Source organism: Streptomyces sp. NPDC002580 (assembly GCF_042889485.1).
In the GTDB taxonomy this organism is placed as follows: Bacteria; Actinomycetota; Actinomycetes; order Streptomycetales; family Streptomycetaceae; genus Streptomyces.
In genome coordinates this window covers 536,219-554,293 of the sequence record NZ_JBIAQZ010000005.1, presented here as the reverse complement: position 1 = coordinate 554,293, position 18,075 = coordinate 536,219, and the positions used below count along the sequence as shown (strand labels likewise).

Below are 18,075 nucleotides of genomic sequence, written 5' to 3'. Positions count from 1 at the left end.
TGTGGGACTCGGACCCGACCGTCCCGCCGGGGTTCCGGGACGGCACCCCGGGCGAGCCGGGGGCCTCGCGGGGCGGGAAGCTGCTCTGGGCGGAGTGCCACGGTGCGGGGCGGGCGCCGCGGGGCTGAAAGCGGTGCGGGGCGGCCCGTGCGGGAGTGGCCGGGCGGGGCGGGACTTCACAGGTGATACTCGGACTGGTCCGAGGGTTTTGCTCACCCGCTCGGGGCAAGGTGAGAGGCGATGAAGCGCACCCGCGTCCCCCGTCCCCCCGGCGCCCGGCGGCCCGCGCTGCTCGGCGCGGCGGTCGTGCTGCTGGCCGTGACGTCTTCGTCCGTCGCGGCGGCCGACGACGGCCCGGGACCCTTCGGCGTGACCGTCCAGGCCGCCGCGAACTCCCGGAGCGCCCGCGTGGGCGCCCTGTTCCACGGGAGCGCCGCGAGCGGCGGCAGCGGCGGGCACTTCTGCACCGCCTCCGTCGTGCACAGCGCGGGTCGGGATCTCCTCCTCACCGCCGCCCACTGTCTGGACGGGGACGGAGCCCTCTCGTTCGCGCCCGGCTACCGGGGCGGCAGCGCGCCGTACGGGTTCTGGGACGTCCGGGGCGTCTTCCTCCCCCGGGGATGGACGGCCGGCCGGGACGAGGACAGCGACGTCGCCTTCGCCGTCCTCGGCACCCGTGACGGCAAGGAGGTCGAGGACGCCGTCGGAGGCGGCAACGCCTTCGCCGCGCACCGCGCCACCGGGGCCACCGCCATCACCGTCACCGGGTACCCCAGCCGCCTCGACACCCCGGTCACCTGCACCGACAAGCCCACCGCGCACAGCCGTACGCAGCAGCGCATCGCATGCCCCGCCTTCCCCGGCGGGACCAGCGGCAGCCCCTGGGTGAACGGGGACGGCGCGGTCGTCGGTGTGATCGGCGGCCACGAGCGGGGCGGGGCCACCGACGACATCTCCTACAGCGCCGTGTTCGGGACCGAGGCCGCGACGCTCTACCGCGAGGCCGGCCGGGCCGGTTAGGCCCCGCCGCGGGAACCCTCCGGCGGAACATGCCGCCGGCCCTGTGCACGACACCCCTTTCGCGCGGGAGCCGCCTCTACACTGACGTCGGCGGACTCCTGTGCGGTGAGGGGCGGTTGACGGTGCGTAAGGCATGGATCGCGGTGACCGTTGCCGTCGGGGCGGGGATCAGCTTCGTGATGCTGCTCGTCGTCGGCGTCTACATGGTGGCCGGGAACCTCGCCAACGGGATCGGCGGCGGATCCGTCGGACTCGCCAAGGGCGCCGTACCCGCCGTGTACCAGCCGCTCGTCCAGAAGTGGGGCAATCTCTGCGGCGCGATCAATCCCGCGCTGCTCGCCGCCCAGCTGTATCAGGAGAGCGGATTCAATCCGAGCGCGAGGAGTCCGGCGAAAGCGGAAGGGATAGCGCAATTCATTCCGGGGACCTGGGCCACGCACGGAGTGGACGGCGACGGGGACGGCGACCGCGACGTATGGGACCCGAATGACGCGATTCCGTCGGCCGCGTCGTACGACTGCGAGCTCGCCTCCTACGTGAAGGACGCCCCGGGGAACGTCACCGAGAACATGCTCGCCGCCTACAACGCGGGCGCGTACGCGGTCATCAAGTACGGGGGCGTGCCGCCGTACAAGGAGACCCAGAACTACGTGAAGACGATCACCACGCTCTCGAAGAGCTTCGCCGCGCCGGTGAGCCGTGTGGACCCGTCGCAGCAGGCGGCGGCGGCCATCACGTACGCGCAGAAGAAGCTCGGCACGCCCTACCTCTGGGGTGGCAACGGCACCGCTGACCAGGGTGGACGCTTCGACTGCTCGGGACTCACCAAGGCCGCCTACGAGAGCGTCGGCATCACCCTTCCGCGGGTCGCCAACGACCAGTACAACGCGGGGCCGCACCCCGCCCGGGAGGAACTGCTCCCCGGGGACCTGGTGTTCTTCTCGGACGACCTCACCAACTCCCGGACCATCCGGCACGTGGGTATCTATGTGGGCGGCGGCTACATGATCGACGCTCCTCGGACAGGTGCCGTCATCCGTTTCGATCCCGTCGACACGCCCGACTACTTCGGGGCCACCCGGGTCACCGAAGATGGCGCGAAAGCATTGCCGACGTCGGTCTGAGCATGCCCCTGATCTGCGACGATGCATCTCTCTTCGATAACGTCTACGTGATCGTTTCGTGGAGTGCGGAACGTAGTGGAGGGGACTGTGCGTTCCTCTTGACGTAGAGAACTGATCTACAACCACGGGGGTGGATCGAGCGGCGCGCGAAAGAGCGCGACCGCGGGAAAGCGACGAAGGGGCCGCAGCGCCATGGGTGGACTTGCCGAATCCGGTTCGAACCCCGACGTCGACCTGCTCTACGACATCAATGGCCTGGCCAAGCACGCGCCGCACTGGTTCGACCGGGGCATGGAGTTCGTCGGCGAGTGGGGTCTGCTGCTCGCGATGGTCCTGCTGGTCGTGTGGTGCTGGTGGAGCGTCCGGCGGCGGGGCGACGCCGACGCCGCGTCGTCCGTGGCCGGGCTCGTCTGGGCACCGCTCGCGGCCGGTATCGCCCTGCTCGTGAACGTCCCGATACGGGGCTTCGTGGAACGCCCGCGTCCCTTCGTCGACCACCAGGGTCTCGACGTCCTCGTGAGCGGCAAGACCGACTTCTCCTTCGTCAGCGACCACGCGACGCTCACCATGGCGATGGGTGTCGGACTCTTCGTCGCCAACCGGAAGTTCGGACTCGCGGGGATAGGGCTCGCGCTGTTCGAGGGGTTCTGCCGGGTCTACATGGGCGTGCACTACCCGACGGACGTCATCGGCGGCTTCGCCCTCGGCACGGCTGTCGTCCTGCTGCTGTCGCCGCTCGCCATGGCCCTGCTGGTCCCGGTCATGAAGGCGGTGGAGACGGCGCCCCGCGCGGGGCGGCTCATCCGCGCACGGGCAACCGGGCACGTGGGGCCGGAGGCCCTGATCCCCGGGGCTCGGGCCGAGCAGTCCGACGAACGGGACCTCGCCGCTTAGCGCCCGAGCCGCCCGGCCCCGCTGAATGGCCCGGGTCCGCCGGACGGCCCTGCCGGACGGCCCGAGCCCGCCGGGCCGTCCGACGGCGGCGGGCCGGGCCGGCTCGGCGGTGGAGAGCGGTGGGTGGCTGCCGCTTCGTGGCCACGGCCTCTGCCGCGGCCACGCCGCCTTGCGCGACCGTGGTGCCTTCCGCGGCCGTGGTCTCCGCGGCTACAGCGCCTGCGGGAACGAGAAGAAGCGGTTCGGGTCGTAGCGGCGCTTCAGGGCCGTGAGCCGGGCGGCCGCGTCGCCGTAGTACGCCTTGCGCCAGTCGGTCAGCGTCGCGTCCGTGTAGTTCTGGTAGGCCGCTCCCGAGGCGTGCCGGGCCATCGCGTCGTGGGCGCCGGACAGCCAGGCCTGGGCGGTCGTGCCGGAGGTGCCCGCCCGCCAGGACACGATGTACTGCGCGAGCATGCGCGAGCGGCGGTGCACGAACGCCGTGGACGTCGGCGAGACCCGGTTCACGGCGCCGCCGAGCGCGATGAGGGAGATGCTGCCCGCGCCGCCGCGGACCGCGGAGATCCGGCTCAGGAGCGTCTGGATACCGGCCGCCGATATCGAGCGGTCGAAGAAGTCCGAGCGGGCCGCGTACGTCTCCCGGCCGAGGACACCCTGCGGGCTGCGGCCCGGCGTCGAGCCCGGCAGATGGCACTGGGCGTCGGAGGAGAAGGACGAGCAGCCCGCGTACACCTCCATCGACTCCTCGTACGAGCGCCGCTTGAGGGTGACGCTGCGCGCGGGGGAACCGATCCTGTCGGCCAGCCTGTCCACCGCGTTCTGGAGTTCGCCGTAGGTGCCGAGGGAGAAGGCGGCCACCGAGACGGTGGGCGTGCCGCCTGACGACGAGGCCAGGTGGCAGGACGACCAGATCTCGTCCGGCTGGCTCGGCCCCCACTCCTGCCAGGCCTTCAGCACGGCCGCGGCCTTCGCCCACGGCCAGGTCATGTACGCGGTGACGGCCTGCGGTGCCGGGTGGGTCTTGAAGCGGAGCTCGGTGACGACGCCGAAGTTGCCGTTCCCTGCGCCGCGCAGGGCCCAGAAGAGGTCCTTGTTCTCGGTGGCGTTCGCGACGAGCTGTTTGCCGTCGGCGGTGATCAGCGTCGCCTGGGTGAGGCTGTCGCAGGTCAGTCCGTACGCCCGTGACACGACACCGTGGCCGCCGCCCAGGGTCAGGCCGGAGACGCCCACGGTGGGGCAGGAACCCGCGGGTACGGTGACGCCCTTCGCGGCCAGCGCGCGGTACACGTCGATCAGCTTGGAACCGGCGCCGACGACCGCCTCGCCCGCCGAAGCCCGGATCTTGTTCAGCTTGGAGACGTCGATGACCAGGCGGCCGTCGCCGGAGGACCAGCCGGCGTACGAGTGGCCGCCGTTGCGGATCGACACCTTGACCCCGTGGGCGCGGGCGTAGTCCATGGTGGTGCGGATGTCGTCGGCGTGCGCGACATAGGCGACGGCGGCGGGCTTCAGGTTGTCGAAGCGCGTGTTGTACAGCTGGTGGGCGGTCGGCCAGCCGCGGTCGCCGGGGCGGACCAGGGCGCCGTCCAACTGATGGGACAGCGCGGTCCAGTTGGCGGCCGCCCGGTTGGCGGCGGTCGCCGTGCGGATGTCGGTGCTTCCGGCGGACGGGCTCTCGGCCGGCCCGGAGGCGCCTTTCCCGTTCTTGCTGTCGCCGCTGCCGCTGCCGCCGTCGCACGCGGACGTCGCCGCGGTCGCGAGGACGGCGGTGGCTCCGCCGATGAACGTACGCCGTTGCATGTGCGCCTCCCGTGGGTCCCGTGGAACGAGACGGGCCCCCGGGCCCAGGGGTTCCACGCCCGAACGTCGCAGAACCGCTACAGCATTCACTCCGCGTCCCGGCACGCTCGCCGGGACCGGGCGCGGCGGACCGGGCACGGTGGGTGCGCGTGCGGTTCCGGGTGGGGGAGGCCGGAGGCGACAGGGGGAGGAGGCGACCCGTAGGAAGGAGGAGGGAGAGGGCGGCGAGGCCGTGGGCGGGGTGCGTGGTCCCGTGGGACTACGCGGTCACGGTCGCCGTGTGGGCCGCTCCGTCCGTACGGGCCTGGCTCCTGGCGCGGCGTGCCGGGCCCCGCCAGCCGCAGACGCAGCGTGCCAGGCAGAAGGGACCTTGCTCGATCGTCGTCGTGAGGTGTCCGAGGGAGGCGTCGACGTGCTTCTGCTGCTCCACACCCACAACGTTACCCAAGGCAAGCGAACGGACTCCTGCCGCGTGACGAGCGCTCCCACCGGTCGTTAGGCGGAGGGACAGGAAGGCCCGGGACGGACCGGCTGGGGGTCGGCGGACGATGGTGGCGCAGCAGCATCAGCAGGGGCGGGCGGTCGTGACCGCGCTCGTCGCGGCGGGGCTCGTGGCCTGTGGCGCCGGATGCGCGGGCGGCGGGGCCGCCGCGGACGACGTCCGCACCGGCACCGGCACGGTCGGCCCGGTGCACCGGGCCGCGGCCGCCCTGGAGCGCGCGGGCAGCGCGAAGGCGACCACGTCGATGGAGATGGCCACGGGCGGCACCCGGGTCACCATCCGAGGCCAGGGCGTCTACGACTTCAGGAAGCAGACGGGGCGGCTGAAGGTGCTGCTGCCGCAGGACCCGGCGGGGACCGCCGAGCACCGGCCGATCACCGAACTCCTCGCTCCCGGCGCTCTGTTCATGAAGAACAGGGGCGCCGGTGTGCCCGCCGACAAATGGGTCCGCGTGGCCACGGGCGGGCTCACGGACGGGAACCTGGTCACGGGTGGTGCCACCGACCCGTACGCGGCCGCCGAGCTGCTGCGCGGCGCGCGGACGGTGACCTACGTGGGGAAGACGGAGGTCGCGGGGATCCCGGTGCGGCACTACCGCGGGATCGCCGATCTCGGCATCGCCGCGCGGGGCGCCTCGAAGGAACAGCGGCCGGCGCTGCGGGCGGCGGCGAAAGGGTTCGCCACCACCGAGGTGCCGTTCGACGCCTACCTGGACGACCAGGGGCGGCTGCGCAAGGTCCGCCACCGGTTCAGCTTCGTCAACGGACACCAGAAGGGCACCGTCGCGGTCGCCTCGACGATTCTGCTGTACGACTTCGGGAGCCCCGCCGACGTACGGCTGCCGGAACCCGCGGACATCTTCGCCGGGAAGATCGCGGAGTAGTGGGTTCCGGGGAAATGGGCAAGGGCATCCGGAGCCGTAGCTTCACAGGAGGGCCGGAAATGGCCCTTCCGTGCCATGCGCGGTGCGTAGGCCGCTCCCTACCCTAGGAAGTCGGTGACGGCAGGAAGAGGTGACGCGCGTGGCTCCGGTCGGCGGTACGGCAGTTCAGGACCACGTGGCTCTTGCCGAGATCGAACTGTGCGGCGACCTGATCATCGCGGCCTCGGCCGCCCACGAGGACCGGCTCAGTCTGGAGAGCATCGACGAGGTCCTGAAAGTGGCCGAAGAACGTGCCCCCGGGCGAGGTGCGGAGGACTAGTCCTCCGGGAGGCCTGTCTCACGTACGGAGCAGGCGGCCGATCGCCTTCGTCGCCTCCTCGACCTTCGCGTCGACCTCGTCCCCGCCCTTGAGCGCCGCGTCCGCCACGCAGTGGCGCAGGTGCTCCTCGAGGAGCTGGAGGGCGAAGGACTGGAGGGCCTTCGTGGAGGCGGACACCTGGGTGAGTATGTCGATGCAGTAGACGTCCTCGTCGACCATCCGCTGCAGGCCCCGGATCTGCCCCTCGATACGGCGCAGCCGCTTCAGGTGCTCGTCCTTCTGCTGGTGGTAGCCGTGGATGCCGCGGTCGTGGTCGGTCACGATCTCCCGCGCGTCTCCGGAGGGGGCCGTCGAGCCGGCCTCGGTGGTCGTCATCGCGTTCTCCTGCTGGATCCGATCGGCGATCATGTCTGAAACGCCACATACATATACCCCTAGTGGGTATATCGTACCGAACTTTGCTGGGTATAGGGCCCTTGCCCGACGCCTGTACCGGACCCTGTGCTGATCACTGTGCCCGATGGGCGACACTGGGGGACGGCCCATTAGCCGTGGCCGGATGATGCGCCTAGCATCAGCCTGACCGAACCGAAGCACCCTCGAGGACCCCAACGTGCGCTTTCGTCTGACCCCCAGGGAGACGAGCTTCTACGACATGTTCTCCGCATCCGCGGACAACATCGTCACGGGCTCGAAACTCCTCATGGAACTGCTCGGGGCGGACACCGCCGGCCGGGCCGAGATCGCAGAGCGTATGCGGGCCGCGGAACACGCCGGTGACGACGCGACGCACGCGATCTTCCACCAGCTGAACTCCTCCTTCATCACGCCCTTCGACCGCGAGGACATCTACAACCTCGCCTCCTCCCTCGACGACATCATGGACTTCATGGAGGAGGCCGTCGACCTGGTCGTCCTGTACCAGGTCGAGGAGCTGCCCAAGGGCGTCGAGCAGCAGATCGAGGTGCTGGCGAGGGCCGCGGAGCTCACCGCCGAGGCCATGCCCAACCTGCGGACCATGGACAACCTCACCGAGTACTGGATCGAGGTCAACCGTCTGGAGAACCAGGCCGACCAGATCCACCGCAAGCTGCTGGCCCACCTCTTCAACGGCAAGTACGACGCCATGGAGGTGCTGAAGCTCAAGCAGATCGTGGACGTGCTGGAGGAGGCGGCCGACGCGTTCGAGCACGTGGCGAACACGGTGGAGACCATCGCCGTCAAGGAGTCCTGACCCGTTCATGGACACCTTCGCTTTGATCGTGACCATCGGGGTCGCGCTCGGATTCACGTACACGAACGGCTTCCACGACTCGGCGAACGCCATCGCCACCTCCGTGTCCACGCGTGCCCTGACGCCGCGGGCCGCGCTCGCCATGGCCGCGGTGATGAACCTGGCCGGCGCGTTCCTCGGCAGCGGGGTCGCCAAGACCGTCAGTGAAGGGCTGATCCAGACGCCCGAGGGCTCGAAGGGGATGGGCATCCTCTTCGCGGCGCTCGTCGGCGCGATCACCTGGAACCTGATCACCTGGTACTTCGGTCTGCCGTCCTCGTCCTCGCACGCCCTGTTCGGCGGCATGGTCGGCGCGGCGCTGGCCGGCGGTACGACGGTCTACTGGAGCGGCGTCCTCGACAAGGTCGTCATCCCGATGTTCGTGTCGCCGGTGGTCGGTCTGCTCGTCGGCTATCTCGTGATGACCGCGATCATGTGGATGTTCCGGCGGTCCAACCCGCACAAGACCAAGCGCGGTTTCCGTATCGCGCAGACGGTGTCCGCGGCCGGCATGGCGCTCGGGCACGGTCTCCAGGACGCCCAGAAGACGATGGGCATCGTGGTGATGGCGCTGACCATCGCCGACGTCCAGGGCCCGGGCGACCCGATCCCGGTCTGGGTGAAGATCGCCTGTGCGGCGATGCTGTCGCTGGGTACGTACGCCGGTGGCTGGCGCATCATGCGGACGCTCGGGCGGAAGATCATCGAGCTCGATCCGCCGCAGGGCTTCGCCGCGGAGACGACCGGCGCGTCGATCATGTTCGCGTCGGCCTATCTCTTCAAGGCGCCGATCTCCACGACGCACGTCATCACGTCCGCGATCATGGGTGTGGGTGCGACGAAGCGGGTGAACGCCGTGCGGTGGGGTGTCGCCAAGAACATCGTCCTCGGCTGGTTCATCACCATGCCGGCGGCGGCGCTTGTCGCGGCGGCGAGCTTCTGGGTCGTGAACCTGGCGTTCCTGTAGTCGCGGGGTCGCTCGTGCGGTGCCCGGTACTTCCGGGAGGCCGGTCCTTCGGGGCCGGCCTTTCGCGTTCCCGCGGTTCGGGGCTTGGTGTCGGTTCGGTGCGCTGTGGGTCGGGGCCGTGTCGGTGCATCCGCCCGTCATCGTCGGGTGAGGTGTGGGCGTGGGTGGCGACGGGCTTGCGGTGTACCGGCACGGCCCCTTCCGTGCGGTGCCGGCTGCGGGTGTGATTCGGCTTCTCGGCCTTCGGCCGGGGCGGGGTCCGGCCCCTCCGGCGTTTCAGGAGCGGGGCGAAGGCGGTCGATCGGTGGGCGGGCTGGGCGGGGGAAGACGGACGGGCCCGCCCCCGGGAGCCGGGGGCGGGCCCTTCTCGTCCTCGCGGTGGCACCGCCATGCAGCACCGCGAGGGGTTTTCCGGAGGTGGTCCGGTCAGCCGAAGCGACCGGAGATGTAGTCCTCCGTGGCCTGGACGGACGGGTTGGAGAAGATGCGCTCCGTGTCGTCTATCTCGATGAGGCGGCCGGGCTGGCCGACCGCGGACAGGTTGAAGAACGCGGTGCGGTCGGAGACGCGGGCGGCCTGCTGCATGTTGTGCGTCACGATGACGATCGTGAAGCGCTCCTTCAGCTCACCGATCAGGTCCTCGATGGCGAGGGTGGAGATCGGGTCCAGGGCCGAGCAGGGCTCGTCCATGAGGAGGACCTGCGGCTCCACCGCGATCGCCCGCGCGATGCACAGACGCTGCTGCTGACCACCGGACAGGCCGGACCCGGGCTTGTTCAGCCGGTCCTTGACCTCGTTCCAGAGGTTCGCGCCCTTGAGGGACCTCTCGACGATGTCGCCGAGCTCGGACTTCTTGTAGGAGCCGTTGAGCTTGAGGCCCGCGGCCACGTTGTCGAAGATCGACATGGTGGGGAACGGGTTGGGGCGCTGGAAGACCATGCCGATGGTGCGGCGCACGTTGACGGGGTCGATCCCGCTTCCGTACAGGTCCTCGTCGTCGAGCAGCACCTTGCCCTCGACGCGGCCGCCGGGGGTGACCTCGTGCATCCGGTTCAGGGTGCGCAGGAAGGTCGACTTGCCGCAGCCGGACGGGCCGATGAAGGCCGTCACCGAGCGGGGCTCGACGGTCATGGAGATGTCTTCGATCGCCTTGTGGGCGCTGTAGTAGGCGGTGAGCCCGCTTACGTCGATTCGCTTGGCCATGTCAGTCACTGCTTCTTTCGCAAAGGATCGGGTCGCTGATCGGCCGCGTCAGCGGCCCGTCTTGGGGGCCTTCCAGCGCGCGATGGCACGCGCCCCCATGTTCAGGATCATGACGAAGAGGATGAGCGCCAGTGCCGCCGCCCACGCCCGGTCGGTGGCCACGTCGGTGCCCGCGCTGTACTGCCGGTAGATGTACAGCGGCAGGGAGGCCTGCGGGCCGTCGAACGGGTTGTTGTTGATGAAGTTCGTACCCCACACCAACAGCAGCACGGGAGCGGTCTCACCGGTGATGCGCGCGATGGCGAGCATCACACCCGTGGTGATACCACCGATGGACGTCGGCAGAACCACCTTGAGGATGGTGCGCCACTTCGGGATGCCGAGGGCGAGGGAGGCCTCGCGCAGCTCGTTCGGGACGAGCTTGAGCATCTCCTCGGTGGAGCGGACCACCACGGGCATCATCAGGATCGACAGGGCGAGCGCGCCGGCGAAGCCGGAGTAGCCCATGTCCAGGATCAGGATCCAGAAGCTGAGGACGAACAGGCCGGCGACGATCGACGGGACACCCGTCATGACGTCGACGAAGAACGTGACCGCGCTCGCGAGCTTGCCGCGTCCGTACTCGACGAGGTAGATCGCGGTGAGGACACCGATCGGCACGGCGATCAGGGTCGCGATGCCCACCTGCTCCAGGGTGCCGATGATCGCGTGGTAGATACCGCCGCCGGCCTCGGAGTCGGCGACCACACCCATGGAGTGGCTCAGGAAGTAGACGTCGAAGGCCTCCGCGCCGCGCTTGATGGTCTCCCAGACCAAGGAAGCCAGCGGGATGACGGCGACGACGAAGCAGACCCACACCATGTTGGTGGCGATGCGGTCCTTGGCCTGGCGGCGGCCCTCGACGCGCGTCGCGATGACGTACGTGCCGAGGAGGAAGAGGAGCGCGGCGATCAGGCCCCACTGGATCTTGCTGTCCAGACCGGCGCCCAGACCGATGCCCACGCCCACGGCGACGGCACCGGCGGCGATGGCCCAGGGGGACCACTTGGGGAGGCTGCCGCCGCGCAACGTGCTCGCATGCTTGCGGGTGACGGGTGCGTTGCTCATGCGTTGGCCCCCGAGTACTCCTTGCGGCGGTTGATGATGATGCGTGCCGCGCCGTTGACCAGCAAGGTGATGACGAACAGGACGAGACCGGAGGCGATCAGGGCGTCCTGGCCGAACGTGTTGGCCTCGTTGAACTTGCTCGCGATGTTCTGCGCGAAGGTGCCGCCGCCCGGGTCGAGCAGGCTGGCCTGGATGTCGAAGGTCGGGGAGAGCACGGTGGCGACGGCCATCGTCTCGCCGAGCGCGCGGCCGAGGCCCAGCATCGAGGCGGAGATCACGCCGGAGCGGCCGAAGGGCAGCACCGACATGCGGATGACCTCCCAGCGCGTGGCGCCGAGGGCCAGCGCGGCCTCCTGGTGCATCTGCGGCGCCTGCCGGAAGACCTCACGGCTGACGTTGGTGATGATCGGAAGGATCATGACCGCGAGCAGGATGCCGACGGTGAGCATCGAGCGGGGCGCTCCGCCCTGCCACGTGAAGATGCCGGTCCAGCCGAAGTAGTCGTCCAGCCAGCTGAACAGGCCGGTCATGTGCGGCACGAGGACGATGGCGCCCCAGAGGCCGTACACGATGGACGGGACGGCGGCGAGCAGGTCGATCACGTACGCGATGGGTCCGCCGAGCCTGCGCGGCGCGTAGTGCGTGATGAACAGGGCGATGCCGACGGCGATCGGGACCGCGAGGGCCATGGCGATGATCGCGGAGACCACGGTGCCGAAGGCCAGCACCGCGATGCCGAAGACCGGCGGGATCGTGTTGGTGTTCCACTCGAACGTGGTGAGGAAGTTGCCCTCGTTCTTGCTGATCGCGAGGGTCGCGCGGTAGGTGAGGAAGACCGCGATGGCGGCCATGATCACCAGCAGCAGGATGCCGGAACCCCGCGAGAGCGCGAGGAAGACGCGGTCGCCGGGGCGGGTGGCGCCGCGGGCCGCGCGCTCCTGCGCGCCGTGGGACGTCGGTGGGGTGGGCGGAGGGGCTTCAGTCTGTGTCGATATGTCCATCAGGAGTCTCCGGTCTGCGGAGCCGGATCGAAGGGCGGCTCCAGGCGGCGGTGCACCGGACGGTGCGGCCCGCCTCGGTGAGGCGGGCCGCACACTCGGGTCAGCTCAGGTTCGAGACGGCCGTACGAACCTTGGTGATGATCTCGTCGGGGATCGGCGCGTACTGGGCGGCGGTCAGCTGCTTCTGGCCGTCCTCGCTCGCGATGTAGGTCAGGAAGGACTTGGTGGCGGCCAGGGTGTCCGCCTTGTTGCCCTTCTCGCAGAGGATCTCGTAGGTGACCAGCGTGAGCGGGTAGGCGCCCTCGGCGGTCGGCTTGTAGTTCAGCTCCAGGGCCAGGTCGTTGCCGGTGCCGGCGACCTTGGCGGTGGCGATGGCCTTGGTGGCGTTCTCGACGCTGGCCTTGACCGGGGTGGCGGCGTCCGTCTTCAGGTCGACGGTCTTGATGCCGTCGGCGGCGTAGGAGAGCTCGAAGTACGAGATCGCGCCGGAGGTCTGCTTGACCTGCTGGGCGAGACCGGCGGAGCCCTGGGCGGACTGGCCGCCCTTCGCCTGCCACGCCTTGCCGCCGGAGTAGGTCCAGTCGGACGGGGCGACGGCCTTCAGGTACTTGGTGAAGTTGTCCGTGGTGCCGGACTCGTCCGAGCGGTGGAACGCCTGGATCTTGGTGCTGGGGAGCTTCGCGTCGGGGTTCAGCGCCGCGATCGCCTTGTCGTCCCACGTCTTGATCTTGCCGTCGAAGATCTTGGCGAGGGTGGCGGCGTCCAGGACGAGGTTGTCCACGCCGTCGACGTTGTAGCCGATCGCGATGGGGCCACCGACCATGGGCAGGTCGATCGCGTTGTTGCCGGCGCAGACCTTCTTGGCGGCCGTGGCCTCTTCGGGCTTGAGCGGCGAGTCCGAACCGGCGAACGCGGTCTGGCCCTGGGTGAACGCCGTGACACCGGCGCCCGAGCCCGTCGGGTTGTAGTTGATCTGAACGTCCTTGCAGGCGGCCGTGTAGGCCTTCATCCAGGCGTCGATCGCGTTCTTCTGCGCGGAGGACCCGGAGGCCTGCAGCTGTCCCTTGGCGTCGTCACACTTGATCGCGCTGTTGTTGCCGGCCGGGGCCGAGCTGCCGCCACCGTTGGTGCCGCCGGTGTCGTCAGAGCCGCACGCCGTGAGGGCCAGGGCGCCGGAGACGGCGAGAGCACCGAGGGTGAGGGCACGCCGGTTCATGCGCTGAAGCTTCACTTTCGGGAGTTCCTTCCAGGAGCCGCCGTCTGGTGGCGGCGTGCGAAGTCTGTGTCATGCGGTCCGTGGCGATGCGGTGAGACCGTCCAGGACGTCCCTCGCACCGTGTAAGGCCGAAATTAGGCAGATCAGGTGAAGGCGCCGATGGCCATAAGTGAACGGGGGGTGAACCCCTGACGGCGGTGCGGTGAGGTCACGGAACGCTTACGTCGAGGACACGGCTGTGTCCCGGCTCAGGGGGCCAAGAGGGAAACACCGGGTGACCGAACGGGTGTGACTGTTTTTCTCGTGCCCCGCACTCCGGTCATCCCATATTCGCGTCACCTTTCCCCTGAGCACCGGTGAACACGGGTGCTCACCACGGTGAGTGATCTGGGTGGTGTGTCTCCGGCGACGTACTCCCGGACGTCGCGGCCCCGGCGGGCTGTCCGGCGCGGGTGAGGGGCCCGTACTACGTGAGCTTCCCGTACATGGTGGGGAGCCGCACGCGCTGGCGCTCCGCTCCCGGCGCAGGGAGCGGAGCCTGCTCGCGCGCACGCGGGTCAGGCGTCGGCCGGCCCTGCCCGCGCGCACGCGGGTCATCGAGGGCCGGACGGCAGGCGTGGACGCGGGAGACGGGCGGCACCCGCGGAGAGGACGTCCTGTACGGAGGGGTGCGTCACCCGTGTGGGCAGTCGTCATCAGGGAGCGGTCGGCATCCGGGAGGAGCGCCGTCACGCGTGACGCAGGGCGTTCAGCAGGTCGTCCACGAGGTCGCAGTCGCGGGACTGGGTGAGGCGGTGGCGGGCGGCGGCCGGGGAGAGCCAGAGCACGCGGTCGACCTCGTCGTTCGGGGTGAAGTGCCCGTCGGCCGCCTCGGCCGCCCAGTAGCGGACCTCCTTGGCGCGGCCGTCGACGAGGTAGTGGACGGTGGGCAGGACCGCGCCGGGGTCGGCGCCGTACCCCGTCTCCTCCTCGACCTCGCGGAGCGCGCCGGAGAGGAAGTCCTCCCCGCGTTTCAGCTTGCCCTTCGGATGCGACCAGTCGTCGTACTTGGGCCGGTGGACGAGGCAGATCTCCAGTGCGGAGTCGACCGGGGAGCGGCGCCACAGGACGCAACCGGCGGCTCGGATCGTTTCGTCGGTCATGGTGGGGGCCTCCCTCGAAGGGTTGGCGACTGCTGGTCGTCGGCTGCGGGTGAGGGTGTTCCGGCGACGGGACTCCCCTGCGGTCAGTCTCCGGGACCGCTGCGTACGGCTTCCTTCTGCCACGCCCGCTGGAAGGCGAACCGCGCCGCCTCCACCTCGTGCCGCTGGTCGGCGTGCAGCACGCCGAGCGCGTACGCCGTCGCCGGCGCGATGCGCGGGGTGCGTGCCGCCGTCGCCGCCGCGGACGCCGCCTCCGCCGCGTCCCGGTGCCGGTTGAGGGCCCGGCCCGCGCCGAGCAGGCGGGTGTCGACGGGGCACTCCCCGTCGTGCAGCACCTCGCGGGCGTAGCGGTGCAGCCGCAGCAGCAGCCGGACCTGGTGCCAGGGCGCGTCCTGCGGCTGGGGGGCGGTGTCGGCGGAGAGGCCGTGCACGAGGGCTTCCGCGTTGTAGGGGTGGCCCGCGGTGACCAGCGGCAGTCCGGTGACGGCGTCGGTCAGCCGGTCCCGGGCCGCGGCGGCCAGCGGCCGCAGGTCGGTCCTGGCCGCGGCCGGGGTCAGCGGCACCTCGCTGGCGAGGACGGCGACGCTGTCGGCGACGGCGTGGAAGCGGGAGGACCCGAGCGCCTGGAGGGCCGCCGAGTGGGCGCGGGTCCGGGCCAGCGTCAGCTGGCGGTCGAGGAGCGCGCCCGCCTTCGCCGCGCCGACGGTCAGGTTGCCCTTGGGGGTGATCGGCGCGGCCGCCGCCCGCCCGGTCTGGGCGGGCAGCGCGGTCGGGCCCGAGAGCCGGTTCAGCGCGCCGAGCAGCCGTTCGAGGCGGGCGGCGTAGGCGTGCTCGCGCGCCAGCGTGCCCGACAGCCAGGCCAGTTCGGGGCGCATCCCCTCCGACCAGTCCGCTTCGAGCAGCGGCCGGAAGGTGTGCAGGCTGCCGCTGATCCTGCGGGCGGAGCGGCGCAGGGAACGCGCCGCGTCGCCGGACCCCCCTGTTCCGTTCGCCGCCGCACCGGTCTCCCGGTGCTGGCGCAGCGAACGGAGGAACTCCGTGGCCTGGGCCCGCAGGTAGTCCGCCAGGACGTCACCGACGGGCGCACCCCCCTCGTGGAGGGGGGCCGGTGCCGCCCGGTGGGCGGTCACGGCCGCGGAGCCGGTGGGGGGATCAAGGTGCTGCTGTGCCACGCCGGCGCCTCCGGGCGTCTATGAGCATCTCCTGGACGTTCCGCAGGGGTTGGCCGTCCGCGTCCGTCGCGTGCCGTGTCCACTCGCCGTCGGGGCCGAGGTGCCAGGAGGCCGTGGTGTCGGACATGCCGGTTTCCAGCAACCGGCTGATGGCTGTTCGGTGAGCCGGGTCGGTGACCCTGACCAGGGCCTCGATCCGGCGGTCGAGGTTGCGGTGCATCATGTCGGCGCTGCCGATCCACACCTCGGGTTCGCCGCCGTTGCCGAAGGTGAAGATCCGGGAGTGCTCGAGGAAGCGGCCGAGGACGGAACGGACCCGTATGTTCTCGGACAGGTCCGTGACGCCCGGGCGGACGGCGCAGATGCCGCGCACCCACACGTCGACCGGCACACCGGCCTGGGAGGCGCGGTACAGCGCGTCGATGAGCGCCTCGTCCACCATCGAGTTGACCTTGATGCGGACGAACGCGGGGCGCCCGGCGTTGTGGTGCTGGATCTCCTTGTTGATCCGCGCGATCAGGCCGTCGCGCAGCGACTTGGGCGCGACCAGCAGACGGCGGTAGGTCTCGCGGCGCGAGTAGCCCGAGAGCCGGTTGAAGAGGTCGGAGAGGTCGGCGCCCACCTGCGGGTCGGCGGTGAGCAGTCCGAGGTCCTCGTACAGCCGGGCGGTCTTCGGGTGGTAGTTGCCGGTGCCGACGTGGGAGTAGCGGCGCAGGGTGTCGCCCTCCTGCCGGACCACGAGCGACAGCTTGCAGTGGGTCTTCAGGCCGACGAGGCCGTACACCACGTGGCAGCCGGACTCCTCCAGCTTCCTGGCCCACTTGATGTTGGCCTGCTCGTCGAAGCGGGCCTTGATCTCGACCAGGACGAGGACCTGCTTGCCGGACTCGGCCGCGTCTATCAGCGCGTCCACGATCGGCGAGTCGCCGGAGGTCCGGTAGAGCGTCTGCTTGATGGCGAGCACGTCGGGGTCGGCCGCGGCCTGCTCCAGGAACGCCTGCACGGAGGTGGAGAAGGAGTCGTACGGGTGGTGCAGCAGGACGTCGCGTTCGCGGAGCGCGGCGAAGATGTCCGGCGGGGACGCCGACTCGACCTCCGCGAGATCACGGTGGGTGCCCGCGATGAACTTGGTGTACTTCAGCTCGGGGCGGTCCAGGGAGCCGATGCCGAAGAGGCCGGTGAGGTCCAGGGGCCCCGGCAGCGGGTAGACCTCCGCCTCGGAGATCTTCAGCTCGCGCACGAGGAGATCGAGGACGTACCGGTCGATGGACTCCTCGACCTCCAGGCGCACCGGCGGACCGAAGCGGCGCCGCATGAGCTCCTTCTCCAGGGCCTGGAGCAGGTTCTCGGCGTCGTCCTCCTCGACCTCCAGGTCCTCGTTCCGGGTGAGCCGGAAGGTGTGGTGCTCGAGGACCTCCATGCCCGGGAAGAGTTCCTCCAGGTGGGCCGCGATCACGTCCTCGATGGGGACGTAGCGGTTGGGGGAGGCCTCCAGGAAGCGCGAGAGCAGCGGCGGGACCTTGACGCGCGCGAAGTGGCGGTGGCCGCTGACCGGGTTCCGTACGACCACGGCGAGGTTCAGGGAGAGGCCCGAGATGTACGGGAAGGGGTGCGCGGGGTCGACCGCCAGCGGGGTCAGGACCGGGAAGATCTGGTGCCGGAAGAGCGTGAACAGGCGGGCCTGCTCCTTCTCCGTCAGCTCGCTCCAGCGGACCAGGTGGATGCCCTCCTCCGCGAGCGCGGGGGCGACGTCCTCCTGGTAGCAGGCCGCGTGCCGGGCCATGAGTTCGCGGGAGCGGGCCCAGATCATCTCCAGGACCTCGCGGGGCTGGAGGCCCGACGCGGACTTGGTGGCGACTCCGGTGGCGATGCGGCGCTTCAGCCCCGCCACCCGGACCATGAAGAACTCGTCCAGGTTGCTGGCGAAGATCGCCAGGAAGTTCGCGCGCTCCAGAAGAGGCGTGTTCGGGTCCTCCGCGAGTTCCAGAACGCGCTCGTTGAACGCCAGCCAACTGCGCTCACGGTCCAGGAACCGGCCTTGCGGAAGCATGATCCCGTCCTGCTCCGAGTCCTCGTACGCGTCGAGATCGGCGTCGAGATCGGGCTCCAGGTCGGAGACGTTGGCCGCGACGGTGTGCGGACGATGCGCGGCGATGGAGCCGACGGAAGGCTGCGGGTGCTGCACAGGTGCCTGGGCGCTTGGCTGGTTCATGGACCCATTCTTCCGTGCCGAGGGCGAGACCGGCGCGTCGGAGCGGGCGGGGGCGAGCGCGGCGATGCGGAAACTTCCATTCCGCATGACGGGCGTACGCTCACTCCTCGTCGTCGAGGAGGGCTCGTTCTCCGGCGAGGGAGAAGGCTCGGGCACGGCGGGCTGCATTCCCCGAGCGTCGCAAGGCCACCTGAATCATTGGTTACGGCGACATGACGTGCGGGCTATCGGGGAGCGGCTCCC

17 protein-coding genes are annotated in these 18,075 nt (G+C 70.3%); 7 read left to right on the top strand and 10 right to left on the bottom strand.

Translation table 11 applies throughout. The annotated features are described in order from the left end of the window. Window positions 1-240: 240 nt before the first annotated feature. The 3 genes from ACFYW7_RS19220 (at window position 241) to ACFYW7_RS19210 (ending at window position 3,038) form a co-directional block, all read left to right on the top strand. Complete coding sequence (locus ACFYW7_RS19220; protein WP_389503672.1) at window positions 241-1,020, top strand: trypsin-like peptidase domain-containing protein; 780 nt, start codon at window positions 241-243, stop codon at window positions 1,018-1,020. A gap of 116 nt (window positions 1,021-1,136) precedes the next feature. Further along, the gene (locus ACFYW7_RS19215; RefSeq protein WP_389503670.1) at window positions 1,137-2,144 is read left to right on the top strand and encodes an NlpC/P60 family protein; all 1,008 of its coding nucleotides are present in this window, start codon (window positions 1,137-1,139) and stop codon (window positions 2,142-2,144) included. A gap of 192 nt (window positions 2,145-2,336) precedes the next feature. Next, window positions 2,337-3,038 (top strand): phosphatase PAP2 family protein, encoded by a 702-nt coding sequence (locus ACFYW7_RS19210; RefSeq protein ID WP_389503668.1) that lies wholly within the window; start codon window positions 2,337-2,339, stop codon window positions 3,036-3,038. Window positions 3,039-3,248: 210 nt separating this feature from the next. On the opposite strand, the gene ACFYW7_RS19205 is transcribed toward ACFYW7_RS19210, so the two are convergent. Continuing rightward, entirely contained in the window at window positions 3,249-4,835 is a 1,587-nt protein-coding gene (locus ACFYW7_RS19205; RefSeq protein WP_389503666.1) for an FAD-binding oxidoreductase, read from the bottom strand. Window positions 4,836-5,094: 259 nt separating this feature from the next. Next, on the bottom strand, window positions 5,095-5,265 hold the full coding sequence (locus ACFYW7_RS19200) for a hypothetical protein (RefSeq protein WP_389503664.1): 171 nt from the start codon (window positions 5,263-5,265) through the stop codon (window positions 5,095-5,097). Between the two features lie 118 nt (window positions 5,266-5,383). On the opposite strand from ACFYW7_RS19200, the gene ACFYW7_RS19195 reads away from it, so the two are divergent. Together ACFYW7_RS19195 and ACFYW7_RS19190 are read left to right on the top strand one after the other, a co-directional pair. Beyond that, on the top strand, window positions 5,384-6,220 hold the full coding sequence (locus tag ACFYW7_RS19195; RefSeq protein ID WP_389503662.1) for a hypothetical protein: 837 nt from the start codon (window positions 5,384-5,386) through the stop codon (window positions 6,218-6,220). A gap of 130 nt (window positions 6,221-6,350) precedes the next feature. Continuing rightward, window positions 6,351-6,539 carry a hypothetical protein gene (locus ACFYW7_RS19190; RefSeq protein ID WP_389503660.1) on the top strand — a complete coding sequence of 63 codons (189 nt, stop codon included), beginning with the start codon at window positions 6,351-6,353 and terminating at the stop codon, window positions 6,537-6,539. An 18-nt stretch (window positions 6,540-6,557) separates the two neighbouring features. Here ACFYW7_RS19190 and ACFYW7_RS19185 read toward each other — a convergent pair whose 3' ends face one another. Next, window positions 6,558-6,914: a metal-sensitive transcriptional regulator gene (locus tag ACFYW7_RS19185; protein WP_389503749.1), complete on the bottom strand. Its 357-nt coding sequence runs from the start codon at window positions 6,912-6,914 to the stop codon at window positions 6,558-6,560. Between the two features lie 238 nt (window positions 6,915-7,152). Between ACFYW7_RS19185 and ACFYW7_RS19180 the strand changes: the two genes are divergently transcribed. Then, a complete protein-coding gene (locus tag ACFYW7_RS19180; RefSeq protein ID WP_389503658.1) occupies window positions 7,153-7,773 on the top strand; it encodes a DUF47 domain-containing protein in 621 nt (206 codons plus the stop codon). Window positions 7,774-7,780: 7 nt separating this feature from the next. Next, entirely contained in the window at window positions 7,781-8,779 is a 999-nt protein-coding gene (locus ACFYW7_RS19175) for an anion permease (RefSeq protein ID WP_389503656.1), read from the top strand. 426 nt (window positions 8,780-9,205) lie between these two features. Here the strand turns inward: ACFYW7_RS19175 and pstB are convergent, their stop codons facing one another. The 7 genes from pstB to ACFYW7_RS19140 form a co-directional block, all read right to left on the bottom strand. Further along, a complete protein-coding gene (gene pstB / locus ACFYW7_RS19170) occupies window positions 9,206-9,982 on the bottom strand; it encodes a phosphate ABC transporter ATP-binding protein PstB (protein ID WP_389503654.1) in 777 nt (258 codons plus the stop codon). A gap of 48 nt (window positions 9,983-10,030) precedes the next feature. Next, window positions 10,031-11,089 carry a phosphate ABC transporter permease PstA gene (gene pstA / locus ACFYW7_RS19165; protein ID WP_389503652.1) on the bottom strand — a complete coding sequence of 353 codons (1,059 nt, stop codon included), beginning with the start codon at window positions 11,087-11,089 and terminating at the stop codon, window positions 10,031-10,033. Next, on the bottom strand, window positions 11,086-12,090 hold the full coding sequence (gene pstC, locus ACFYW7_RS19160) for a phosphate ABC transporter permease subunit PstC (RefSeq protein WP_389503650.1): 1,005 nt from the start codon (window positions 12,088-12,090) through the stop codon (window positions 11,086-11,088). The genes pstA and pstC overlap by 4 nt, the downstream gene beginning before the upstream one ends. Window positions 12,091-12,190: 100 nt before the next feature. Continuing rightward, window positions 12,191-13,321: a phosphate ABC transporter substrate-binding protein PstS gene (gene pstS, locus ACFYW7_RS19155; RefSeq protein ID WP_389503648.1), complete on the bottom strand. Its 1,131-nt coding sequence runs from the start codon at window positions 13,319-13,321 to the stop codon at window positions 12,191-12,193. 713 nt (window positions 13,322-14,034) lie between these two features. Beyond that, window positions 14,035-14,448, bottom strand: a complete 414-nt coding sequence (locus ACFYW7_RS19150) for an NUDIX hydrolase (RefSeq protein ID WP_389503646.1) — start codon at window positions 14,446-14,448, stop codon at window positions 14,035-14,037. An 83-nt stretch (window positions 14,449-14,531) separates the two neighbouring features. Beyond that, window positions 14,532-15,620, bottom strand: coding sequence for a CHAD domain-containing protein (locus tag ACFYW7_RS19145; RefSeq protein WP_389503644.1), 1,089 nt, complete (start codon window positions 15,618-15,620; stop codon window positions 14,532-14,534). Further along, on the bottom strand, window positions 15,601-17,832 hold the full coding sequence (locus ACFYW7_RS19140; protein ID WP_389503642.1) for an RNA degradosome polyphosphate kinase: 2,232 nt from the start codon (window positions 17,830-17,832) through the stop codon (window positions 15,601-15,603). Before ACFYW7_RS19140 ends, ACFYW7_RS19145 begins: the two co-directional genes overlap by 20 nt. Window positions 17,833-18,075 lie beyond the last annotated feature (243 nt).

What these genes read in the sequence shown, in the direction of transcription:
- ACFYW7_RS19175 (WP_389503656.1), top strand. Translation starts at nt 7,781, where the DNA reads ATGGACACCTTCGCTTTGATCGTGACCATCGGGGTCGCGCTCGGATTC.
- ACFYW7_RS19185 (WP_389503749.1), bottom strand. Translation starts at nt 6,914, where the DNA reads ATGACGACCACCGAGGCCGGCTCGACGGCCCCCTCCGGAGACGCGCGG.
- ACFYW7_RS19210 (WP_389503668.1), top strand. Translation starts at nt 2,337, where the DNA reads ATGGGTGGACTTGCCGAATCCGGTTCGAACCCCGACGTCGACCTGCTC.
- ACFYW7_RS19140 (WP_389503642.1), bottom strand. Translation starts at nt 17,832, where the DNA reads ATGAACCAGCCAAGCGCCCAGGCACCTGTGCAGCACCCGCAGCCTTCC.
- ACFYW7_RS19195 (WP_389503662.1), top strand. Translation starts at nt 5,384, where the DNA reads ATGGTGGCGCAGCAGCATCAGCAGGGGCGGGCGGTCGTGACCGCGCTC.
- ACFYW7_RS19150 (WP_389503646.1), bottom strand. Translation starts at nt 14,448, where the DNA reads ATGACCGACGAAACGATCCGAGCCGCCGGTTGCGTCCTGTGGCGCCGC.
- pstC (WP_389503650.1), bottom strand. Translation starts at nt 12,090, where the DNA reads ATGGACATATCGACACAGACTGAAGCCCCTCCGCCCACCCCACCGACG.
- ACFYW7_RS19205 (WP_389503666.1), bottom strand. Translation starts at nt 4,835, where the DNA reads ATGCAACGGCGTACGTTCATCGGCGGAGCCACCGCCGTCCTCGCGACC.
- ACFYW7_RS19220 (WP_389503672.1), top strand. Translation starts at nt 241, where the DNA reads ATGAAGCGCACCCGCGTCCCCCGTCCCCCCGGCGCCCGGCGGCCCGCG.
- pstA (WP_389503652.1), bottom strand. Translation starts at nt 11,089, where the DNA reads ATGAGCAACGCACCCGTCACCCGCAAGCATGCGAGCACGTTGCGCGGC.
- pstB (WP_389503654.1), bottom strand. Translation starts at nt 9,982, where the DNA reads ATGGCCAAGCGAATCGACGTAAGCGGGCTCACCGCCTACTACAGCGCC.